This is a genomic window from Bradyrhizobium liaoningense, assembly GCF_018130955.1.
Classification (GTDB): Bacteria; Pseudomonadota; Alphaproteobacteria; order Rhizobiales; family Xanthobacteraceae; genus Bradyrhizobium; species Bradyrhizobium liaoningense_C.
Map to the genome: position 1 here is coordinate 98,998 of NZ_JAFCJM010000020.1, position 16,418 is coordinate 115,415.

General features: G+C 64.1%; 22 protein-coding genes. 7 read left to right on the plus strand and 15 right to left on the minus strand.

Going from position 1 to position 16,418, the window contains the following annotated elements; genetic code table 11:
* Positions 1 to 15 precede the first annotated feature (15 nt).
* The 4 genes from JQ632_RS18815 to JQ632_RS18830 all read right to left on the minus strand — a co-directional run bounded on the left by JQ632_RS18815 (position 16) and on the right by JQ632_RS18830 (position 4,177).
* A complete protein-coding gene (locus tag JQ632_RS18815) occupies positions 16 to 1,041 on the minus strand; it encodes an aspartate-semialdehyde dehydrogenase (RefSeq protein WP_212404054.1) in 1,026 nt (341 codons plus the stop codon).
* Positions 1,042 to 1,291: 250 nt separating this feature from the next.
* Positions 1,292 to 1,897 (minus strand): PepSY domain-containing protein, encoded by a 606-nt coding sequence (locus JQ632_RS18820; RefSeq protein ID WP_212404055.1) that lies wholly within the window; start codon positions 1,895 to 1,897, stop codon positions 1,292 to 1,294.
* Positions 1,898 to 2,180: 283 nt separating this feature from the next.
* Positions 2,181 to 2,924 (minus strand): TetR/AcrR family transcriptional regulator, encoded by a 744-nt coding sequence (locus JQ632_RS18825; protein ID WP_212404056.1) that lies wholly within the window; start codon positions 2,922 to 2,924, stop codon positions 2,181 to 2,183.
* A gap of 128 nt (positions 2,925 to 3,052) precedes the next feature.
* Positions 3,053 to 4,177: a patatin-like phospholipase family protein gene (locus JQ632_RS18830; RefSeq protein ID WP_212404057.1), complete on the minus strand. Its 1,125-nt coding sequence runs from the start codon at positions 4,175 to 4,177 to the stop codon at positions 3,053 to 3,055.
* A 218-nt stretch (positions 4,178 to 4,395) separates the two neighbouring features.
* On the opposite strand from JQ632_RS18830, the gene tgt reads away from it, so the two are divergent.
* A complete protein-coding gene (gene tgt / locus JQ632_RS18835; RefSeq protein WP_212404058.1) occupies positions 4,396 to 5,532 on the plus strand; it encodes a tRNA guanosine(34) transglycosylase Tgt in 1,137 nt (378 codons plus the stop codon).
* Positions 5,533 to 5,534: 2 nt separating this feature from the next.
* On the opposite strand, the gene JQ632_RS18840 is transcribed toward tgt, so the two are convergent.
* Positions 5,535 to 5,750: a hypothetical protein gene (locus JQ632_RS18840; RefSeq protein WP_212404059.1), complete on the minus strand. Its 216-nt coding sequence runs from the start codon at positions 5,748 to 5,750 to the stop codon at positions 5,535 to 5,537.
* A 225-nt stretch (positions 5,751 to 5,975) separates the two neighbouring features.
* On the opposite strand from JQ632_RS18840, the gene cysK reads away from it, so the two are divergent.
* Both cysK and JQ632_RS18850 read left to right on the plus strand, forming a co-directional pair.
* Positions 5,976 to 6,953, plus strand: coding sequence for a cysteine synthase A (gene cysK / locus JQ632_RS18845; RefSeq protein ID WP_212404060.1), 978 nt, complete (start codon positions 5,976 to 5,978; stop codon positions 6,951 to 6,953).
* A gap of 3 nt (positions 6,954 to 6,956) precedes the next feature.
* Positions 6,957 to 7,196, plus strand: coding sequence for a BrnA antitoxin family protein (locus tag JQ632_RS18850; protein ID WP_212404061.1), 240 nt, complete (start codon positions 6,957 to 6,959; stop codon positions 7,194 to 7,196).
* Between the two features lie 73 nt (positions 7,197 to 7,269).
* On the opposite strand, the gene JQ632_RS18855 is transcribed toward JQ632_RS18850, so the two are convergent.
* The 5 genes from JQ632_RS18855 to JQ632_RS18875 all read right to left on the minus strand — a co-directional run bounded on the left by JQ632_RS18855 (position 7,270) and on the right by JQ632_RS18875 (position 11,586).
* Positions 7,270 to 8,703 (minus strand): caspase family protein, encoded by a 1,434-nt coding sequence (locus tag JQ632_RS18855; protein WP_212404062.1) that lies wholly within the window; start codon positions 8,701 to 8,703, stop codon positions 7,270 to 7,272.
* A 193-nt stretch (positions 8,704 to 8,896) separates the two neighbouring features.
* Positions 8,897 to 9,781 carry a DMT family transporter gene (locus tag JQ632_RS18860; RefSeq protein ID WP_212404063.1) on the minus strand — a complete coding sequence of 295 codons (885 nt, stop codon included), beginning with the start codon at positions 9,779 to 9,781 and terminating at the stop codon, positions 8,897 to 8,899.
* A 205-nt stretch (positions 9,782 to 9,986) separates the two neighbouring features.
* Positions 9,987 to 10,532, minus strand: coding sequence for a hypothetical protein (locus tag JQ632_RS18865; RefSeq protein WP_212404064.1), 546 nt, complete (start codon positions 10,530 to 10,532; stop codon positions 9,987 to 9,989).
* Positions 10,477 to 10,824, minus strand: a complete 348-nt coding sequence (locus JQ632_RS18870; protein ID WP_212404065.1) for a hypothetical protein — start codon at positions 10,822 to 10,824, stop codon at positions 10,477 to 10,479. The genes JQ632_RS18865 and JQ632_RS18870 overlap by 56 nt, the downstream gene beginning before the upstream one ends.
* Positions 10,825 to 10,992: 168 nt before the next feature.
* Complete coding sequence (locus JQ632_RS18875) at positions 10,993 to 11,586, minus strand: formyltransferase family protein (RefSeq protein ID WP_212404066.1); 594 nt, start codon at positions 11,584 to 11,586, stop codon at positions 10,993 to 10,995.
* Between the two features lie 189 nt (positions 11,587 to 11,775).
* On the opposite strand from JQ632_RS18875, the gene JQ632_RS18880 reads away from it, so the two are divergent.
* A complete protein-coding gene (locus JQ632_RS18880; protein WP_212404067.1) occupies positions 11,776 to 12,069 on the plus strand; it encodes a hypothetical protein in 294 nt (97 codons plus the stop codon).
* 143 nt (positions 12,070 to 12,212) lie between these two features.
* Entirely contained in the window at positions 12,213 to 12,431 is a 219-nt protein-coding gene (locus JQ632_RS18885) for a hypothetical protein (RefSeq protein ID WP_212404068.1), read from the plus strand.
* 38 nt (positions 12,432 to 12,469) lie between these two features.
* On the opposite strand, the gene JQ632_RS18890 is transcribed toward JQ632_RS18885, so the two are convergent.
* The 5 genes from JQ632_RS18890 to JQ632_RS18910 all read right to left on the minus strand — a co-directional run bounded on the left by JQ632_RS18890 (position 12,470) and on the right by JQ632_RS18910 (position 14,442).
* Positions 12,470 to 12,688 carry a hypothetical protein gene (locus JQ632_RS18890; RefSeq protein WP_212404069.1) on the minus strand — a complete coding sequence of 73 codons (219 nt, stop codon included), beginning with the start codon at positions 12,686 to 12,688 and terminating at the stop codon, positions 12,470 to 12,472.
* Between the two features lie 165 nt (positions 12,689 to 12,853).
* A complete protein-coding gene (locus JQ632_RS18895; RefSeq protein WP_212404070.1) occupies positions 12,854 to 13,147 on the minus strand; it encodes a hypothetical protein in 294 nt (97 codons plus the stop codon).
* Positions 13,148 to 13,238: 91 nt separating this feature from the next.
* Complete coding sequence (locus JQ632_RS18900) at positions 13,239 to 13,538, minus strand: hypothetical protein (protein ID WP_212404071.1); 300 nt, start codon at positions 13,536 to 13,538, stop codon at positions 13,239 to 13,241.
* 148 nt (positions 13,539 to 13,686) lie between these two features.
* Positions 13,687 to 13,926 carry a hypothetical protein gene (locus JQ632_RS18905; RefSeq protein ID WP_212404072.1) on the minus strand — a complete coding sequence of 80 codons (240 nt, stop codon included), beginning with the start codon at positions 13,924 to 13,926 and terminating at the stop codon, positions 13,687 to 13,689.
* A 261-nt stretch (positions 13,927 to 14,187) separates the two neighbouring features.
* The gene (locus JQ632_RS18910; protein WP_212404073.1) at positions 14,188 to 14,442 is read right to left on the minus strand and encodes a hypothetical protein; all 255 of its coding nucleotides are present in this window, start codon (positions 14,440 to 14,442) and stop codon (positions 14,188 to 14,190) included.
* Positions 14,443 to 14,763: 321 nt separating this feature from the next.
* On the opposite strand from JQ632_RS18910, the gene JQ632_RS18915 reads away from it, so the two are divergent.
* A complete protein-coding gene (locus JQ632_RS18915) occupies positions 14,764 to 15,456 on the plus strand; it encodes a hypothetical protein (RefSeq protein WP_212404074.1) in 693 nt (230 codons plus the stop codon).
* Positions 15,457 to 15,678: 222 nt separating this feature from the next.
* Positions 15,679 to 16,418 (plus strand): caspase family protein (locus tag JQ632_RS18920; protein ID WP_212404075.1); only part of this gene is annotated, 740 nt, incomplete at its 3' end.

The following is a 16,418-nucleotide window of genomic DNA, read 5'->3' on the forward strand; positions in this document are numbered from 1 at the left end:
TTTGCGGGCGTGGCGTTATGCCATCACGCGCTCCGGCAACAGCTCCGCGATCTGCACCGCGTTGAGCGCCGCACCCTTCAACAGCTGATCCGCCGCGACGAACATCGAGATCGAGTGGCCGCTCGGATCGCTGAGGTCCTTGCGGATGCGGCCGACCAGCACGTCGTCCTGGCCGGAGGCGTCGATCGGCATCGGAAAATAGTTCCTCGCACGGTCGTCGACGATCTTCACGCCGGGCGCCTGCGCCATGATCGAGCGCACCTGGTCCTCCGTGATCGGCTTTTCGCATTCGAAGGTGATGGCCTCGCAATGGGCACGCAGCACCGGTACGCGGACGCAGGTGACGCCGACGGCGATCGTGTCGTCCTCAAAAATCTTGCGGGTTTCATTGATGACCTTGGTCTCTTCGTCGTTGTAGCCGGTCTCGGGGTCGACGGCGGTATTGTGGTTGAAGAGGTTGAAGGCGTAGGGATGCGGCATCACCTTCGGCGTATAGACCTGCCCGTTGAGGTTGGCGCGGGTGGATTCCACGAGCTCCTCCATGGCCGCGGCACCGGCGCCGCTCGCGGCCTGGTAGGTCGCGATGATCACGCGCTTGATGCGGTTCTTCTGGTGGATCGGCCACAGCGGGACCAGCGCGGTGATGGCGGCGCAGTTCGGGTTGGCGATGATGCCCTTGTTATCCCTGATGCGGTTCGCGTTGATCTCGGGGATCACCAGCGGCACGTTCGGATCCATGCGGAAGGCCGAGGAGTTGTCGACCACAACGGCGCCCGCCTTCACAGCGATCGGCGCGTACTTCTTCGAAATGCTGCCGCCGGCGGAGAACAGCGCGATGTCGACGCCGTCGAAGGAGCGCTCGGTGAGCTCCTCGATGACCACCGGCTGGCCGCGGAAGGAGACCGTCTTTCCGGCAGAGCGGGCGCTGGCGAGCGCCTTCAGCTTGCTGACGCGGAAACCGCGCTTGTCCATGGTGGCGATGAATTCGGCGCCGACGGCGCCGGTGACGCCGACAATCGCGACGACGGGATCGTTACTCACTTTGTCCTCCGTTTCCTGAGCTTGAGACAACAAAAAAGCCCCGGACCATCACGGTGCGGGGCTGCGGTAGAGTGGATTGCGTTAAGTCTGTGACTACGCGCGCACGCCTCCCCGGGCCCCAAAGGCCGTGGTGGTTTTCGTCGTGCGTTTCGTGGTCATGAACATGGCGGCGACTTATGCGTGAGAGTTTTGTCGCCGTCAACGGCTTTTCGCCACAATCGGGACGGCACCGCGGGCCGCGCCGGTGCCGTCACTTTCGCCCGGCGGCGCCCGGGGGCTCGAGAATGACCTCCTTCAGCTCGGTGCCGCTGATGACGACAATCGCAAAATTCAGCCGGCCGCGTTCGCGGATCAGCCCGCCGCTGATCGCCTTGCCCGATGCCGCGTGTTCGGCCACCCGCACCGCATCGGCCAGCCGATGCCGGACGGCACGGAGTGCGGCGAGATTGCTGCGGTCGTCGGCGTCGAGTTCCTTCAGCGGGAGGGCCGCCGCGCCGCCCACGATCTTGCCGGTGGTGGCGTCGATGGCGTGTTGCCAGATCCGGTCATTGTGGAGGGTCTTTACCCGGTACACCGGCGCTTGCGATGCGCCGTCGAAGCTGACATCGGCCGTCGTCGAGCCGGCGTGCAGCGCTTCGGCGATCGCCATCGCCTGGCTCAGCGAGATCGCCGAGCCGTGGAAGAGCTCGATCTCCCGGCTGACCGCCTGCTGATCCTGTTCGGCACCATCGCCGGCATCGTTGCGCAGATAGACCGGCGAATCCGTTGACGAGGCCACTGCAAGGACCGGGGCAGGGAGGAGGAGCGCCAACAGGGCGATCGTGAGCAACTGTCTCCAACATCTCGGCGTGCGCATTGCTGTCTCCATCCTGAAGCGTGTGTCTACCGGCGGATGGGCCGGATCGTCTTGTACAAAAATGCGGCCGACCCTTTGGGCACACGGGTCGGCCGCGGAGCGTCCGAAACGGGACTGTATCCCGTCGCGGCTTTCGGAGTTCTAAAGGCGGCGCGGACCCGCTGGGGCTAGGCGAAAGCAGATGTCGCATCGTCTTTATAATAAAACCATACCGTATCGTTTTGTTATGGTCAATGACGGATCGCCGCCGCGCCGGGCGGCAGCGCATGGTCTCACGGAATTGTCAGCGGGGTGGGCGGCGGCGCGCCGGGCCCTTGGACGCGGCGGTCTGGACACGCTCCGGCGGCCCGAGGGCGCCGGCCAGGAACAGCCGGATCGCCGAGCGCATGCGCTTTTCGGCAGTCTTCAGCTCGAGCGCCATTCCGAAGGTCGCCATGCGGTGGGTGTGGCCGACCACGACGTCGAGAAAGACCTCGGCTGCGATCGTGGTGTCCTCGAGGTCGAGGGCGCCCTGCGCCACCAAATGATCGAAGAAGCGCGCAGTGGTGGCGACGGCCTTCTGCCAGCCCTCTTCCTTGCCGAGCTTTGCGAACTCGGGAAAGTTGATCGATTGTGCCGTCAGCATGCGGCTGAAGGCCGCCGCATCCGGGCCGCAGGTGAACATCAGCATCTCGCGCCCGACGTCTACCAGCCGCTGCTCGGCCGAGACGGTTGCAGGGCTCGTGAGCTGGACTTCCGCAGCCTTCGCGAGCGGGGCAAGCCAGCGCTCGATCTCGCGCCTGAGCACCGCCGCGAAGAGACCGCGCTTGTCGCCATAGCGGGCGTAGACGGTAGGCTTGCTGACCCGGGCGGCTTCCGCGACCGCGTCGAGCGAGGTCGCGTCATAGCCGCGCTCGAGGAAAAGCCGGGTGGCCACCTCGATCAGCCGCTGGTCGCGCTCGAGCGCGGCTGTCTTGGTCGGCCGGCCGCCGCGCGACTTCGGCACGTCGCGTCTTGCGGTTCTCGCCTTGGCCGCAGTCACTCCCATGCCCGTTGATTCCTGCGCGGTTGCGGACAGTCGCCATCGCTCTATAACGTGCGGCAATCGGGGCGTCATCGCCAATCTGGACGAATTGCTCCTGTTTTCAACGGTCTAGAGCATGATCCGGACAAGCTTTACGGCAGCTCCGAGCTCCATGCGCGGCCGGTTGCCGCCTTCTCATATCCGTACTGATAGAGCGCGCGCATATAGGCGGTATCGAACCCTTGCGAGGCCGCCGACGGGTATTCGCGCTCGATGTAGGAGAGGTGAAAGCCCAGCCGGTTGCGCCTGGCGAAGTCATAGGTCGAGAAGATGACGGAGCGCGTCTGCGACTGGGTGATCGACGTCAGGCTGCGCGAAGCGACGTTGATGGTGCCGTTCGGCACGAGCTCGAAGGTGCGTTCGATCTTCTTGTTGACGAGGATGTAGATGTTGAGGCGGCTGTTTTCGGGCAGGCGGCCGTGGAACAGCAGGGCGTCCGGCAGCGTGAGCACCGGCGCGGTCACGCCGCCATCGACATGCATCTCCTGAAAGCGCCGGCCCTGGCCTTCGGCTTCGATCAGGATCGGGGGAAACACCAGCGGAATGCTGGCGGAAGCCGCCATCACGTCGCGGAACAGATGCAGCGCCTCGGGCGAGCCGATCGTGGCGATCTTCCCCATGTCCCAGATGGCGGTCCGCTGGGTATCGAGATCGGTGGTCACCACGAGCAGTCTTCGGCCCTTGGCGTATTCGCGCGCGATCTGGGCCAGGATTTCGGGGCCGACATAGCGAGCGACGAGCTCGCGCAGCCGGGTATTGCCGAACAGGCCGGATCCGAACAGCACGCGCATGATGCTGGGATCTTCGAGCAGGCTTTCGGCAACACCGCTGGTGTAAACCTCCCTCAACGTGTCGTCATATTGCGGCCCAAGAAACGCGAAGGGCGCGATCAGTCCGCCGGTGCTGACTCCGGAGACGATTGAAAAGGTCGGGCGGGTGCCGGACGCGGTCCAGCCATTCAGCACGCCGACGCCATAGGCGCCGTCGGCGCCGCCGCCCGAGAGTGCCAGATAGGTTCTGGTCGCCGAGACGTCGGCCTTCTCAAAGCGGAAGTTCGCGACCGGCTCGTCGGTGTAGCGCCTCAGGCCATCGAGGTTGAGGACGCGGGAACTGCTGGCCTCGGCCGCCGTGTAGGGGGTGCGCGGCAGGGCCGTGCAGGCTGATAGCGCAAGGCTGCACAGCAGCAGGGCCGGCTTGAGACATGATGGGGAGGGCATTGGCCGTCGGTTACCGTTCACGCACACTCTGCCGCCGGCAGCATCGCTGCGGCGTTCCGTTCGGCCCCATCGATAAAACTATACGGTATCGTTTTATTTAACAAGCATACGATGGAACCGTTGCCGTTGCCAATTGTGTCCCGGGTTGGGTAAAGGGGCGCCGAGACGGGGCACTGGACGGGTTGATCGACTGTTCCGGGCACGCAATAAGCAGCCGCATGAGTCTTCCCAATCATTTCGAACTGTTGGCAACCGATGGTGCGGCGCGGGCCGGCCGGCTGACCACGCCGCACGGCGTGGTGCGAACGCCCGCCTTCATGCCGGTCGGCACCGCGGGCGCCATGAAGGGCATGCACTGGCGCGAGGTGCGCGACGCCGGCGCCGACATCGTGCTCGGCAACACCTATCACCTGATGCTGCGGCCGGGCGCCGAGCGGATCGCGGCGCTGGGCGGCCTGCAAAGGTTCACCACCTGGAACGGGCCGATGCTGACGGATTCCGGCGGCTTCCAGGTGATGTCGCTGTCGGACCTGCGCAAGGTTAGCGAGAACGCCGTGACCTTCCGGTCGCACATCGACGGCGCCAAGGTGGAATTGTCGCCGGAGCGCTCGATCGAAGTGCAGCGTCTCCTCGGCTCAGACATCGCGATGCAGATGGACGAATGCGTGCGGCTACCCGCCGAGCGCGATGACATCGAGCGCGCGATGCGGCTTTCGCTGCGTTGGGCCGAGCGCTCGAAGCGCGCCTTCGAGAGCGCGCCTGACGGCTACATGCTGTTCGGAATCGTGCAGGGCGGTGACGTCCCGGTGCTGCGCCATCAAAGCGCGCAAGGCCTCGTCGAGATCGGCTTCCACGGCTACGCGATCGGCGGCCTTGCGGTCGGCGAGCCGCAGGCGGTGATGCTCGCGATGATCGAGGAGAGCGTGCCTTCGCTGCCGACCGATCGGCCGCGCTATCTGATGGGGGTGGGCACGCCTGAGGACATCCTCGAGGCCGTGAAGCGCGGCGTCGACATGTTCGACTGCGTGATGCCGACCCGCAACGGCCGCCATGGTGTCGCCTTCACGCGCTTCGGTCAGGTCAACCTGCGCAACGCGCGCCACGCCGATGACCCGCGCCCGTTGGACGAGGAGAGCGCATGGCCGGCCGCGCGCAACTATGCGCGCGCCTATCTGCACCATCTCGTCAAGTCGGGCGAAACGCTGGGGGCCATGCTGTTGTCGGAAATCAATATCGCCTACTACCAGCACCTGATGCAGGGCATCAGGGACGCTGTCTCACACGGAACTTTCGAACAGTTTTATCAGCAGACGCGTGAAGACTGGGCGAGGGGCGACATCGCGCCCCGCGCGTGACGTCAGTTGCAAGTGAAGCGCTTGACCGAATGCTTGGTCACGAAGCCGTAGCCGCAGGTGTCGCAGGTCCAGAGATAGCTGATCATATGGTCCGAGACATAAGCGGAAGCTTCGGCGGCGACCATGGAGTCGGCGCATACGGGACAGGTCGGCAACTCGCTGCAACGCGGATCGTGGTTACGCGCGACGGTCGTCAAGACTTCAGCAACTGCTGACATCTGGTGACCTCCCTGCTTTTTTCTAGACCTAAGTCTAACATAAGCAGAATCAGTTGACGAGGTCGCAACACAAATGCGTTGGTTTTCTGTTATTTACAACTCACGCGATTTTGCGATGCAGCGAATTTGGACGCTGTCGCATTGTTGCTTGCGCGTCGCCGCAAGCTGCCTCTAACTGATCAAGACCGTAAATAACGCGCATATTGTCGCCACAGGGAGTTTCTCATGGACGCATCGTCCAACACGCGTGCAGCGCACCAACCCGGCCGCGGCCGGGTCTTTGACTCGATCGTCGACACCTTCGGCGATACGCCGATCGTGCGGCTGCGCCGGTTGCCGGGCATGCAGGGCGTGAACGCGACGATTTTAGCCAAGCTCGAATACTTCAATCCGGCCGCGAGCGTGAAGGATCGCATCGGCGCCGCCATGATCATCGCCATGGAAAAGGCCGGCCACATCAAGCCGGACACCGTGCTGATCGAGCCGACCTCCGGCAATACCGGCATCGCGCTCGCCTTCGTCGCAGCCTCGCGCGGCTACCGGCTGAAGCTGGTGATGCCGGAGTCGATGTCGATCGAGCGGCGCAAGATGCTGGCCTTCCTCGGCGCCGAACTGGTGCTGACGCCGGCGGCCCAGGGCATGAAGGGCGCGATCGCGGCGGCCGAGGAGTTGTTGCGCACGACGCCAAACTCCGTCATGCCGCAGCAGTTCAAGAACCTTGCCAATCCTGACGTTCATCGCCGCACCACGGCGGAAGAGATCTGGAACGACACCGGCGGCAACATCGACATCTTCGTCGCTGGCGTCGGCACCGGCGGCACCATCACCGGCGTTGGCCAGGTGCTGAAGCCGCGCAAGCCATCCTTGCGGGTGGTGGCAGTCGAGCCGGAAGAGAGTCCGGTGCTGTCAGGCGGCCAGCACACCCCGCACAAGATCCAGGGCATCGGTGCGGGCTTCGTGCCCGACATCCTCGACCGCTCCGTGATCGACGAGATCGTGAAGGTCAATTCGACGACCGCGATCGAGACTTCACGTGCGTTGGCTCGGCATGAGGGCATTCCGGGCGGCATCTCCTCGGGCGCCGCGATCGCCGCCGCGCTCGCGATCGGGAAGCGGCCGGAATCCGCGGGAAAAACCATCCTGGCGGTGGTGCCGTCCTTTGCCGAGCGCTATCTTTCGACCGCACTGTTTGAGGGAATCTAGGACATGGCGGATCAACCGCGGCGGCCGCGCACGCTCGGCGATGCGAGGTCGGAGGCCGAAGCGGCGTTCAAGAAGGTGACCGCCAAGGTCGCCCAGGCGCCGCCGAAGACGAATGCCGTTCCCGGCGTGAAGGAGCAGGTCACGCTGCGGATCGATCAGGATGTGTTGGAGCACTTTCAGTCCGGCGGTCCCGGCTGGCAGGACCGCATCAACGACGCCCTACGCAAGGCAGCCGGGAAGTAGGCACATCCGGCGGACAAGAAAAAAAGCCCGGCAGCGAGCCGGGCTTTTGTTTTTGACTCGAGGCTGCGCCGCCTTAGCGGCGGAACATGCCGCCCACCATGCCGCCGACAACGCCGCCCACGAAGGCAGCGCCGGCGGCATCGCCGCCGCCGCTGCGCTGAGGCGCCGGAGCCGGAGCCGGAGCACTTTGTTGGGCGGGCGCGGTGTTGGTGGCGCGCCGGGCCTGCTTCGGGCCGTCGCCGCTCGCCGTCGCGGGCGCGGCAACGATCTCGGAAAGCATGGCCTTGTGCTGGAGCTTGTTGAGATAGCCCGTGGACGGGTAGCCGCGCGCAGCCTGCCAGCGCTTGATCACGGAGCGGGTTTCGTCAGTGAACTCGCCCGTCAGCTTGGTGTCGAAGCCGAGCCCGGTCAGGCGGCGTTGCACGTCGCGGCGCTTGCCCTTGTCGAGCCCGATCTGATCCTCGGTGACCTGGCTGGCCTCGTCGGTGAAGGTCGCGGGATCGACGCCGGCGTTCAGGGTGCGCGTCGTGGTCGACGGACCGCTCTTGATCGCCGCAAGCCGCGCCAACGCCAGCGACTTGAATTGGCCGTTGGGATAAGCAGAGATGTAGGCGTTGAGCTCTTCCGCCTTGTTGGACTCCTTCACCGATCGCCAGAACTCGAGTTCGGCCTCGGAACCGCCCGAGGCGACCGGAGCGGCGGTCGCCGTCGGCGCGGCGTTCGCAACCTGCGTTCCCTGTGCCGGGTTGAGATAGACGGCGCCGATCAGGTTGGTATGGCCCCAGGGAAGCTGACCCTTGTGCGTCTCTTCGTTGACCTGGGCGCGGACCGACGTCATGGCCTGCTGGATCTCGATGCCGGGCTTGGTGATGTTGTCGATCAGCGCGCGGGTGAACGGGCTGTTGTTGCCCTCCTGGCCGTCGAGCGCCGTCTGGCCGGGGCCGGTCGCGAAGGCGATCAGCGTACCTTCACCGGACTTCATCTCGGCCAATCCGCTTCCGACGTTGACGCTGCGGGTCGCCGAATTGGACTTGATCTTGGCGGCAAAGGGATTGTCGCGGCAGGCGTCGAGGAACACCAGCTTCACCTTCGCATCGCCCATGGTCTGGTCGAGCGTCAGGTCGATGTTGATGGCGGCGCCGAGCTTGACGTCCATCTCCGTTTTGATGTCGGCATCGACAGGCAGCAGATAGTTGGTGCCGCCGACGGCGATGCCGTGACCGGCATAATAGAACACCGCGACGTCGGTGCCCTGGGCCTTGCGGCCGAAATCCAGGAGCTTCTCGGTCATCTGGTCGCGGGTGAGGTTCGAGCCCTCAATCACCTCGAAACCGACATTGCGCAGCGTTGCCGCCATCGCCTTGGCGTCGATCGGCGGGTTCGGCAGTTGGGCAACGTTCTTGTAGGCACCGTTACCAACCACGAAGGCGACACGGCGGTCGGCATTCGCGGCGTCCACGGTGGCCGCCATGCAGACGAGCGACAGGAGGAGGGTGAGATAGCGCATCTGAAATCCCCAACAGAATCGAATTCGAAGCAGCAACAGGATTGGCTCGAACTTACACAAATCGCCGGTTGTCGCGCCAGCAAATCGAAGATCGCCCAAACCCATCGCCCGCAGCCGAGTGTGAAGGATGGAACCCCCGTTCTAACGTGATCCAGATCACGGACGACTGCTTGGATTGGTCGTTCGGAGTCGCCTAACGGTTCACGGCGCCGGTAGCCGGAATCGGTGGCGCAGGCTTCAGATTCAGAAGATTGCCAGACAGGATCAGCGCGGCGCCGACAACCGTCCAGGCGTCGAGCCGCTCCGAATACAGCAGCCAGCCTGCGGTCGCGGTGAGCGGGACCCGCAGGAAATCCATGGGGACCACGATACTCGCGTCCGCATAGCGCATCGCGCTGGCGAGACAGTAATGCGAGAACGTGCCGCAGACGGCAATCACGATGATCCAGCCCCAGGCATAGGCTGACGGCCAGGACCAGACGAACAGCGTCGGAACGAACCCCGCGATCGATTGCACCACCAGCATCCAGAACAGAATCGAGAGCGCCGTCTCGGTCCGGGTGAGCGATTTCACGAGGACCATCGAGATCCCGAAGCCGATGGCCGCGCCGAGGGCGATCAACTGGCCCGGATTGATCTCGCCGGTCGCGGGCCGCACGATCATGATCACCCCGACGAGGCCGAGCAGGATTGCTGTAATCCGCCACGACGTCATGCGTTCCGACAGGAAGGTGGCCGCAAGGATCGCGGTCCAGATCGGCATGGTGAATTCGATCGCCACCACCTGGCCGATCGGAATCAGCGTCAGCGCGACGAACCAGGCGAGCTGCGCACCGTAGTGGATCAGGTTGCGTCCGATGTGCTGGGGCAGGCGGGCGGTCTTGAGCATCGCGAAGCCGCCGGCACGATGGATCATCGGATACAGCAGCAGAAAGCCCAGGAGCGAGCGCATCTCCATGATCTGAAAGACGCTGAGCTCGCGCGTGGTTTCGCGACCGGCGATCGCCATGATCAGCATCAGCGACAGCCAGCCGGCCATCCACAGTGCGGCCATCGGGATCGACGGGGATTTGCTCATCGGCAGAGAACGTCGGCGGGAGGAGACTTCGAGAAAGGGGCAGGCCGGTATCCGCGACATCGGCCCCCTTTGCAACGGCCAAAACTGCGGATGCAGCGATGCGCGGGCCAAGGTCGAGATCGAGGTCACGGCCTTCGTTCCCAACCCATAAAGCAAAAACGATCCGGCGCGGGCGCCGGATCGCGTTGTAGGGTCTGCGCTGTTGTTACTTCGACAGCGAGATGTTGGCACCGCGGAACTGGCTGTCGGCCTTCAACGAGACCGTCTGCTTGTTGCCGCTCGTCCTCAACGCGAGGTTGGCGTTGAAGCCGGCCGCGGCGACCGCCAGATCGTAATTGCCGCCGTTGCCGCGGCCCTGCAACGAGCCGCTGATATTGCGGCTGGTCTCGGTCCAGCTGCCTGAAACGGCGTTGCCTTCTGCCCTGACGCTGGCGCCGAGGTTGAATTTGTAGGCGTCGCTGGCGCAGGTCAGCGACATCTCCATGGTCGGACCGATCGGCGCATATTTGGCGCGGCAGCGAATGCGCTCGGTCGATCCGTCATCGAGGACGACGGTGCCGCCGCCCTGCCACGACCCGGCCAACGGCGCGAACGGGCCAGACTGCGCCTTGCCTTCCGTGGCCGCAAAGGACGCCGCAAACAAAACGGCGGCCGCCATCAGCAGCCGCCGGTTGTTGGCGCTTCGTCCAGTTAGCTTATTGGCGCGATGCTTCCCACCGCCCGCTGCAGGGTATGCCTCCAGATGCTCCATTCCACTTTCCCGATCCGGCGTTGCCGCTGAGTTGACCGTTGGCATATGCACCATTGATCGAAACTCGCACAAGGCCCTCGCGGCCAATGGTGCCGGAAACGTTGGCTCCCGGTGCCGTGATCTTGCCGTCGGCGACAGTCAGCATCGAACTCGCGGTCGCGTCGCAGCTTCCGGTCTTGGTCACAATGGTGACCTGCCAGTTGCCGTCATAGGGGCTCTGGGCGAACGCCGGGGCGACGGAGCCGGCAAGAAGCGAGGCCGCGGAAATCAACGCAATGCGATCAAAACGCATGAATTCTGTCCTTGGATATGTCTGAGATGGTGACGGTTATTCGGGGCAAATGTGACAGAAATTTGCTGCGCCGCCAAAACCAGATTTGTTCCTTTTGGAACAATGGTTTATTTGCGATCCTTCGGACGGTTTTTAGGGCGATTCCGGCCCGAATCGCACATTCCAGGGTTAATGCGCCGACAGGCTCGGCGCGGAAGTGGCGAATTCCTCGTCCTGAGGCTTGGCCGGCAGTGCTTTGTGGACAATCGCGTAGTCGATGACCTCGGCCAGGAGCTTCAACCCGAGCGGGGCGAGGGCGCGCTCCCACAACTGCCGTGCCGTCTCGCCTTTTTTCACGAAGCACCAGTCCTGCGCGGCGATGGCGCCGGCATCCATGCGATCGGCGAGGTGATAGATGGTGCCGCCGGCGATCGGATCGCCTTCCTTGATCGTCCATTCGACGGCCGCCTTGCCGCGGTGGCGGGGCAGCAGCGAGGGGTGATAGCCGATGCCGCCGAACCTTGCGACGGCAAGCGCTTCCTTCGATATCCGGGCGTGGCTGTGCGCGGTGATGATCAGGTCGGTGTTGGCGGCGATTTCGGAGGCCACCACGAGCTTTGGCTCGGCCTGCACCACTACCTCGATGCCGGCGGCGCGGGCGGCATCGGCCAGACGGTCATCGGCGTCGGCGACCACGACCCGTACGATAACCGAGCCGTGCTCCCGGAGCATGTTGAGGGTTGTCACGCCGAAATGGCGGGAGCCGACTAGGGTGATGCGCATGGTTTTCCGATCCGTCTGGCGGGCTGACATTTCCCGATAACACGCCGGAGGGCGCTGTCACCACCCGATGCCGGCTTGCGCCGGTTATCAACAGAGCGCGGCATGCGAGGCGGCGGCAGAGCGCCATTGCACGCGCGGCCTTCCGGTGTTTCCATGGCGAGACGAGGCGATCCCTCGCGGAGGTCCGACATGCGCCGAGCGTGCTTGATTGTTCTTGCGGCCCTCGCGGCAGCCGCCGCGCAGCCCGCGCGCGCGGGCGAAAGGTTCATTCCGGTCGTTCCGCCGGAGATCGGTGTGGCGCCGGTCGTGGGACCGACCTGGGACGCGTTTCGATGCAGCGACACGCCCGCCTATAATTTCTACCATGACGCCTATTACGGCGAGGAGCCGCCGGCGCAGTATCGGGGCTACGTCTATCGTCCGCACTACCGCTACACGGCCTATCGCCGGCTGCCGCGGACATATTTTTGCGTGAGCGAGTAGCGCCGCATCCGGTAACAACTTCTCAATCCGCATCGCGTATCGACGAATCCGTCGCGGATTTGTATTGCGTACCGTGACCTCGGAATTCGCCCCGCCGGTGCCGGCGGGTCTTCCGCTTGAGACCGAATTTTGGAAATGGCCTGATGCCGAGCGCGATTGAACAGATCGTCGATACTTATGTCCGATTGAAGAACCGCCGCGGCCTGGAAGAGCTGATGATGCACCGGCAGCGGCTCGCGGTCGATCTGAAGGGGCGCTCCGGCTACGATTTCAGCCTGCCGATCCGCCAGATCGAGGAGGAGATCGCGACCATCGAGGCCGGACTGGGCGCGTTGCGGTCGGCAATATCGGCAGCGGCATAGGGCTCTCGTTCGCGGGCGCCCATTTCGGCGCAGCAGCCTCAGAGCACGATCGGATGGCGGTATTTGCGCGCCAGCTCCAGATCGACATAGCCGCTGGCATCGATCCACTCATGGGGGCAATAGGCGAGCGTATCCGCGTCGATGTCGAGGCCGTCGCGCGCGATGGCTTGGCGTGTGCCCATCCGGCCGGTGGAGACCTTTTCGCCAAGCTGGGGGTCAAAATGCAAGGCGTCGAAGACCGCAGTATCGTTCGTCATTGCCGCAATCCATTGGATGAAATCGTCGCAGTGCAATGAGCGGATGGTATCGCGGGAACCCGGGAGTGCAAGCGGGATCGTTTCCGCAAGTGCTCAGAGACATCGGGGGCGTGGCACATTCGGAGATCGCGCGGATGGGATCCCAGGCGGACGCAGCATCGCCGCTCAGCGCGCCACGGCTCCCGCTGCATCCTTCTTGACGTTTTTGCTGCCGTCCTTGGTATCGCCGCTCTTGGTATCGCCGCTCTTGGGTCTGGCTGCTTCCTTCGCGCGCTGAGCCATCCAGGCGTCGTATTCGGGTGTGCCGCGGCGCGGGGGCGCGTCGGCCGGCAACCCGCCCATCCAATGCGGCATGTCGGCGAGGCGCGCGCCCACGCTTGCGTTGGCGCCGTCGGAGTGCGGGGTGCTCGCGCAGCCGGCGAGCGACAGGCAGAAAAGGCAGAGGAGCAACCGGGTCATGGCGTGCCGGTTAAGAGCCGATTGTGGCCCAAAGCGGAAGGATCCGGGTGCAAGGACAGCCGCTCTCATGTCGAAATGAAGGCCGGGGCGGCTAGCGCCTGCCGCCGTCGATCACCGTGAACAGCGGTTTTGCCTGGGTCGGCTCGACCAGAAGCTCCTCGACCAGCGCGCTCGCCGCCTCGACATATTTCCGCGTCGGCTTGTCGAGCGGGCGGGTGGCTTCATCCGCAAGCGCGATGCGGGCCGCCTCGACCAGCTTGCGCATCCGCACCGCCTGCTCGTCGCCGGCCGTCAGCGACGCCCGTGCGAGCGAGCGCAGGACGAACAGCTCGCCTTCGAGCCTGAGCAGGCGATCGTTGAGCTTGGCGAGGACGGCGTTGAGGTCGGGCATGGTGGCGATTTAACCGTCCAGAGGTGAATGATCCCCAAACGTCCCGCGACGAAATCTGCGGCCGCCTTTGTACCGCGCGTTCCGCATGCCCGGCCAAAAACAAAATGTCGAAAACAACCCCATGCAAAGTAGCCCGCGCGCCCGGCCGCTATGGCTTGGCGGCCTGCGCCTCCAGGCATTGATTGAGATAAGCGGTGCGGTCCCTCGGCAGCACCTTGTCGGCATCCGCCTTCCTGGCGCACTCCGATTGGCGGATCTGCTCGGCGCGGCGCTTCTCGGCGGCCTCGCGAAATTCGGGCGCAACCTTGTCGGGATCGACCAGCCTCTGCGACCTTGCGGGAGCGACAGTGAGCAGCGCAACTGCCGTGAGGATAATGATTTGCTTCAAATGAGCCTCCTGAAAGGGCCCATCCTAGCGCCGCGTGGGCGAATGCTCAAACCAGGAGGGCGGCGAGGCGTGGTGTAGCCGGCTACCCGCGGCGCCGTCCGCTTGCCCCCGAGCTCACGCGGCCCGATTTTTTTCGTCACGTGTGAACTGCTTCACAAACAGGATGAGGATCATCCGCTATGGATGATGCATTGCCTTATTTAGTCATACTTGAAAAAAACACCCCCGGCGCGCAAGCGCTGGGGGTTTTCACATGGGCGGTCATTTCGTGTTGCGATATCCCATCGCCGGCACGGGCGGCTTTTTCCAGTTGAAGTCCGGCCGCACCTCTGCGCCGCGCTTGCCGCAGGCGGTGCAGACGAAGCGCGGCTCGATGTCGGAGAGCCGCACATCGTCCGCCCAGCGATCGGCGCCGAGCGCAACGCTGTGGCTGCAGCGGTAGTCCGCGCAATAGACCAGCACGCCGCGCACGCCGGCATCGCGCATGTCGCCGAAGGTGATCTTTTGGGGCCGCATGGCCCCATCAAGGCGCGCGGTTTTTGGCTATCGCAAATTATCAATGGCTGGTGGTTCGGAGCGCGCGCGGCACACTTGGCGTCGTGGGTGTGGACAAGTGACGAGAAGGGGCCGCCGGGTGGTCAATGTGGCGCGCCTTCCAATGCGGTGATCGACACATCGCCGCCCGGTAATCCTACGGGCAGGAGCGGGCCGGGCCGCTAACGTGGAATTAATCCAAGAAGCCTACAATTTAAGACAGTTGTAGATGAGTGCTGCGTAGAGGAGACGTCGCGAGGACGTTCCGGCGATGGCCTCCTCTTGCTCGCTCATTTGAGGTCAATGCACGTGACCACGACATCGGAAGTGCAAAGCCAGGCCGAACAGCTCGACCCCGCAGCACTCGCGGCCGCAGCCGCAGCCTTTGAACCTGAAGCCCCCGAAGCCGACCTCCCGATCAGGCAGTCCAGCCGGAAATCGGTGGTGGCGCTGGCGGTGTGCGCCCTGGCCATCAACGGCGCGGCGGCGATTTATACGTTGCCAGCAGGTCTTCAGCTGCCGGACGTCGGCAGTGTGGTGGCCGATCTGATTCCACAGCCGAAGATGTCCACGACGAAACCGGATCCGGTCGTCGCCGCCTTGAAAGATATTCAGTTGGCTCAGAAGGAACACGCGGCTTCGCTGCAGGAGAGCAATCAATCATTGCAGCAACAGACCGCGCAGATGCAGCAGGATTCAATGCTGCTCCTGTCCCTGCGCCAGAGCATCACGGATGAGCGGGTCGATGTGAGGAAGATCTCTTCGCAGTTGTCCACGCTCATCGCAAAGATCGACTCGCTGCAAAATTCGATGATGTCGGACGTGACGTCCTCGATCCCACGATCGTACGCGCGTAGCCGGATGTTCGTGCGCAAACGGATGGTTCGGGAATCCAAACCCGTCGCGCCGGTAGCGCCGGTCGCGCCGGTTGGGCCTGTTTCGGTTGGCGGAGCTCCTCTAAGTGCTCCGGCCACGATGGCAGGCCCGGAAAGCTGAAGCCACGTCAGGCAAAGCGCTTGGGACTATGTCCGCGCTAATCTGGCCCGCCGGTTCACGCCGGCGGGCCTTCTTATGCCGACTTCGACTGTACCCCCGCCGTCGCCCATCTTGAGCGGCGCCATACCCTTGGCCAACCCTTTTCGTGACCGACCTCACATACCCTCCGCTTGCCTTTCGGCAGGCTGCGAATACGCTGCTCACGTTTGATTTGGGGCTGTAATGGGCGCGCTTCGTTTTTTCTTGATCGTTTTTGCTGTGTGGCTCGGATGCGGACCGGCGATGGCCGAACGGCGCGTCGCGCTGGTGATCGGCAATTCCGCCTACAAGAACGTGGCCCGGCTTACCAACCCGGCGAACGATGCCACCCTGGTCGGCGGCATGTTCAAGAAGGCGGGTTTCGATGCCGTCGACGTCAGGCTCGACCTCAATGTCGCGGAGATGCGAAGGGCACTGCGTGACTTTGGCGACAAGACCAGGGATGCCGAGGTCGCCGTGATCTATTACGCCGGTCACGGCATCGAACTTGATGGCACCAACTATCTGATCCCCACGGACGCAACGCTGGAGAGGGATAGCGACGTTCTCGATGAGACGATTGCTCTGGACCGCGCGCTGTTCGCGGTCGACCCCGCGAAGCAGCTCCGCCTGATCATTCTCGATGCCTGCCGCGACAATCCGTTCGCCAAGACGATGAAGCGGACGATCGCCTCGCGCGCCATCGGGCGCGGCCTCGCCAAGATCGAGCCGACGAGCCCGAACACGATGATTGCTTTCGCGGCGAAGGCGGGCTCGACGGCGTCAGATGGCGATTCCAGAAACAGTCCGTTCGCGGCGGCCCTTGTCGAGCGCCTCCCGACGCCGGGGCTCGATCTGGGCAAGGCGTTCCGCTTCGTCCGCGACGATGTCTTGAAGAATACCGGCAACAAGCAGGAGCCCTATGTCTACGGCTCGCTCGGCGG

Excerpts from the sequence above, each read along its gene's own strand:
- JQ632_RS18870 (WP_212404065.1), bottom strand. The coding sequence starts at position 10,824 with ATGCGTTTTGATCGCATTGCGTTGATTTCCGCGGCCTCGCTTCTTGCC.
- JQ632_RS18915 (WP_212404074.1), top strand. The coding sequence starts at position 14,764 with ATGCACGTGACCACGACATCGGAAGTGCAAAGCCAGGCCGAACAGCTC.
- JQ632_RS18890 (WP_212404069.1), bottom strand. The coding sequence starts at position 12,688 with ATGACGAACGATACTGCGGTCTTCGACGCCTTGCATTTTGACCCCCAG.
- JQ632_RS18865 (WP_212404064.1), bottom strand. The coding sequence starts at position 10,532 with ATGGAGCATCTGGAGGCATACCCTGCAGCGGGCGGTGGGAAGCATCGC.
- cysK (WP_212404060.1), top strand. The coding sequence starts at position 5,976 with ATGGACGCATCGTCCAACACGCGTGCAGCGCACCAACCCGGCCGCGGC.
- JQ632_RS18830 (WP_212404057.1), bottom strand. The coding sequence starts at position 4,177 with ATGCCCTCCCCATCATGTCTCAAGCCGGCCCTGCTGCTGTGCAGCCTT.
- JQ632_RS18880 (WP_212404067.1), top strand. The coding sequence starts at position 11,776 with ATGCGCCGAGCGTGCTTGATTGTTCTTGCGGCCCTCGCGGCAGCCGCC.
- JQ632_RS18825 (WP_212404056.1), bottom strand. The coding sequence starts at position 2,924 with ATGGGAGTGACTGCGGCCAAGGCGAGAACCGCAAGACGCGACGTGCCG.
- JQ632_RS18910 (WP_212404073.1), bottom strand. The coding sequence starts at position 14,442 with ATGCGGCCCCAAAAGATCACCTTCGGCGACATGCGCGATGCCGGCGTG.
- JQ632_RS18885 (WP_212404068.1), top strand. The coding sequence starts at position 12,213 with ATGCCGAGCGCGATTGAACAGATCGTCGATACTTATGTCCGATTGAAG.
- tgt (WP_212404058.1), top strand. The coding sequence starts at position 4,396 with ATGAGTCTTCCCAATCATTTCGAACTGTTGGCAACCGATGGTGCGGCG.
- JQ632_RS18900 (WP_212404071.1), bottom strand. The coding sequence starts at position 13,538 with ATGCCCGACCTCAACGCCGTCCTCGCCAAGCTCAACGATCGCCTGCTC.
- JQ632_RS18875 (WP_212404066.1), bottom strand. The coding sequence starts at position 11,586 with ATGCGCATCACCCTAGTCGGCTCCCGCCATTTCGGCGTGACAACCCTC.
- JQ632_RS18895 (WP_212404070.1), bottom strand. The coding sequence starts at position 13,147 with ATGACCCGGTTGCTCCTCTGCCTTTTCTGCCTGTCGCTCGCCGGCTGC.
- JQ632_RS18850 (WP_212404061.1), top strand. The coding sequence starts at position 6,957 with ATGGCGGATCAACCGCGGCGGCCGCGCACGCTCGGCGATGCGAGGTCG.
- JQ632_RS18855 (WP_212404062.1), bottom strand. The coding sequence starts at position 8,703 with ATGCGCTATCTCACCCTCCTCCTGTCGCTCGTCTGCATGGCGGCCACC.
- JQ632_RS18860 (WP_212404063.1), bottom strand. The coding sequence starts at position 9,781 with ATGAGCAAATCCCCGTCGATCCCGATGGCCGCACTGTGGATGGCCGGC.
- JQ632_RS18820 (WP_212404055.1), bottom strand. The coding sequence starts at position 1,897 with ATGCGCACGCCGAGATGTTGGAGACAGTTGCTCACGATCGCCCTGTTG.
- JQ632_RS18840 (WP_212404059.1), bottom strand. The coding sequence starts at position 5,750 with ATGTCAGCAGTTGCTGAAGTCTTGACGACCGTCGCGCGTAACCACGAT.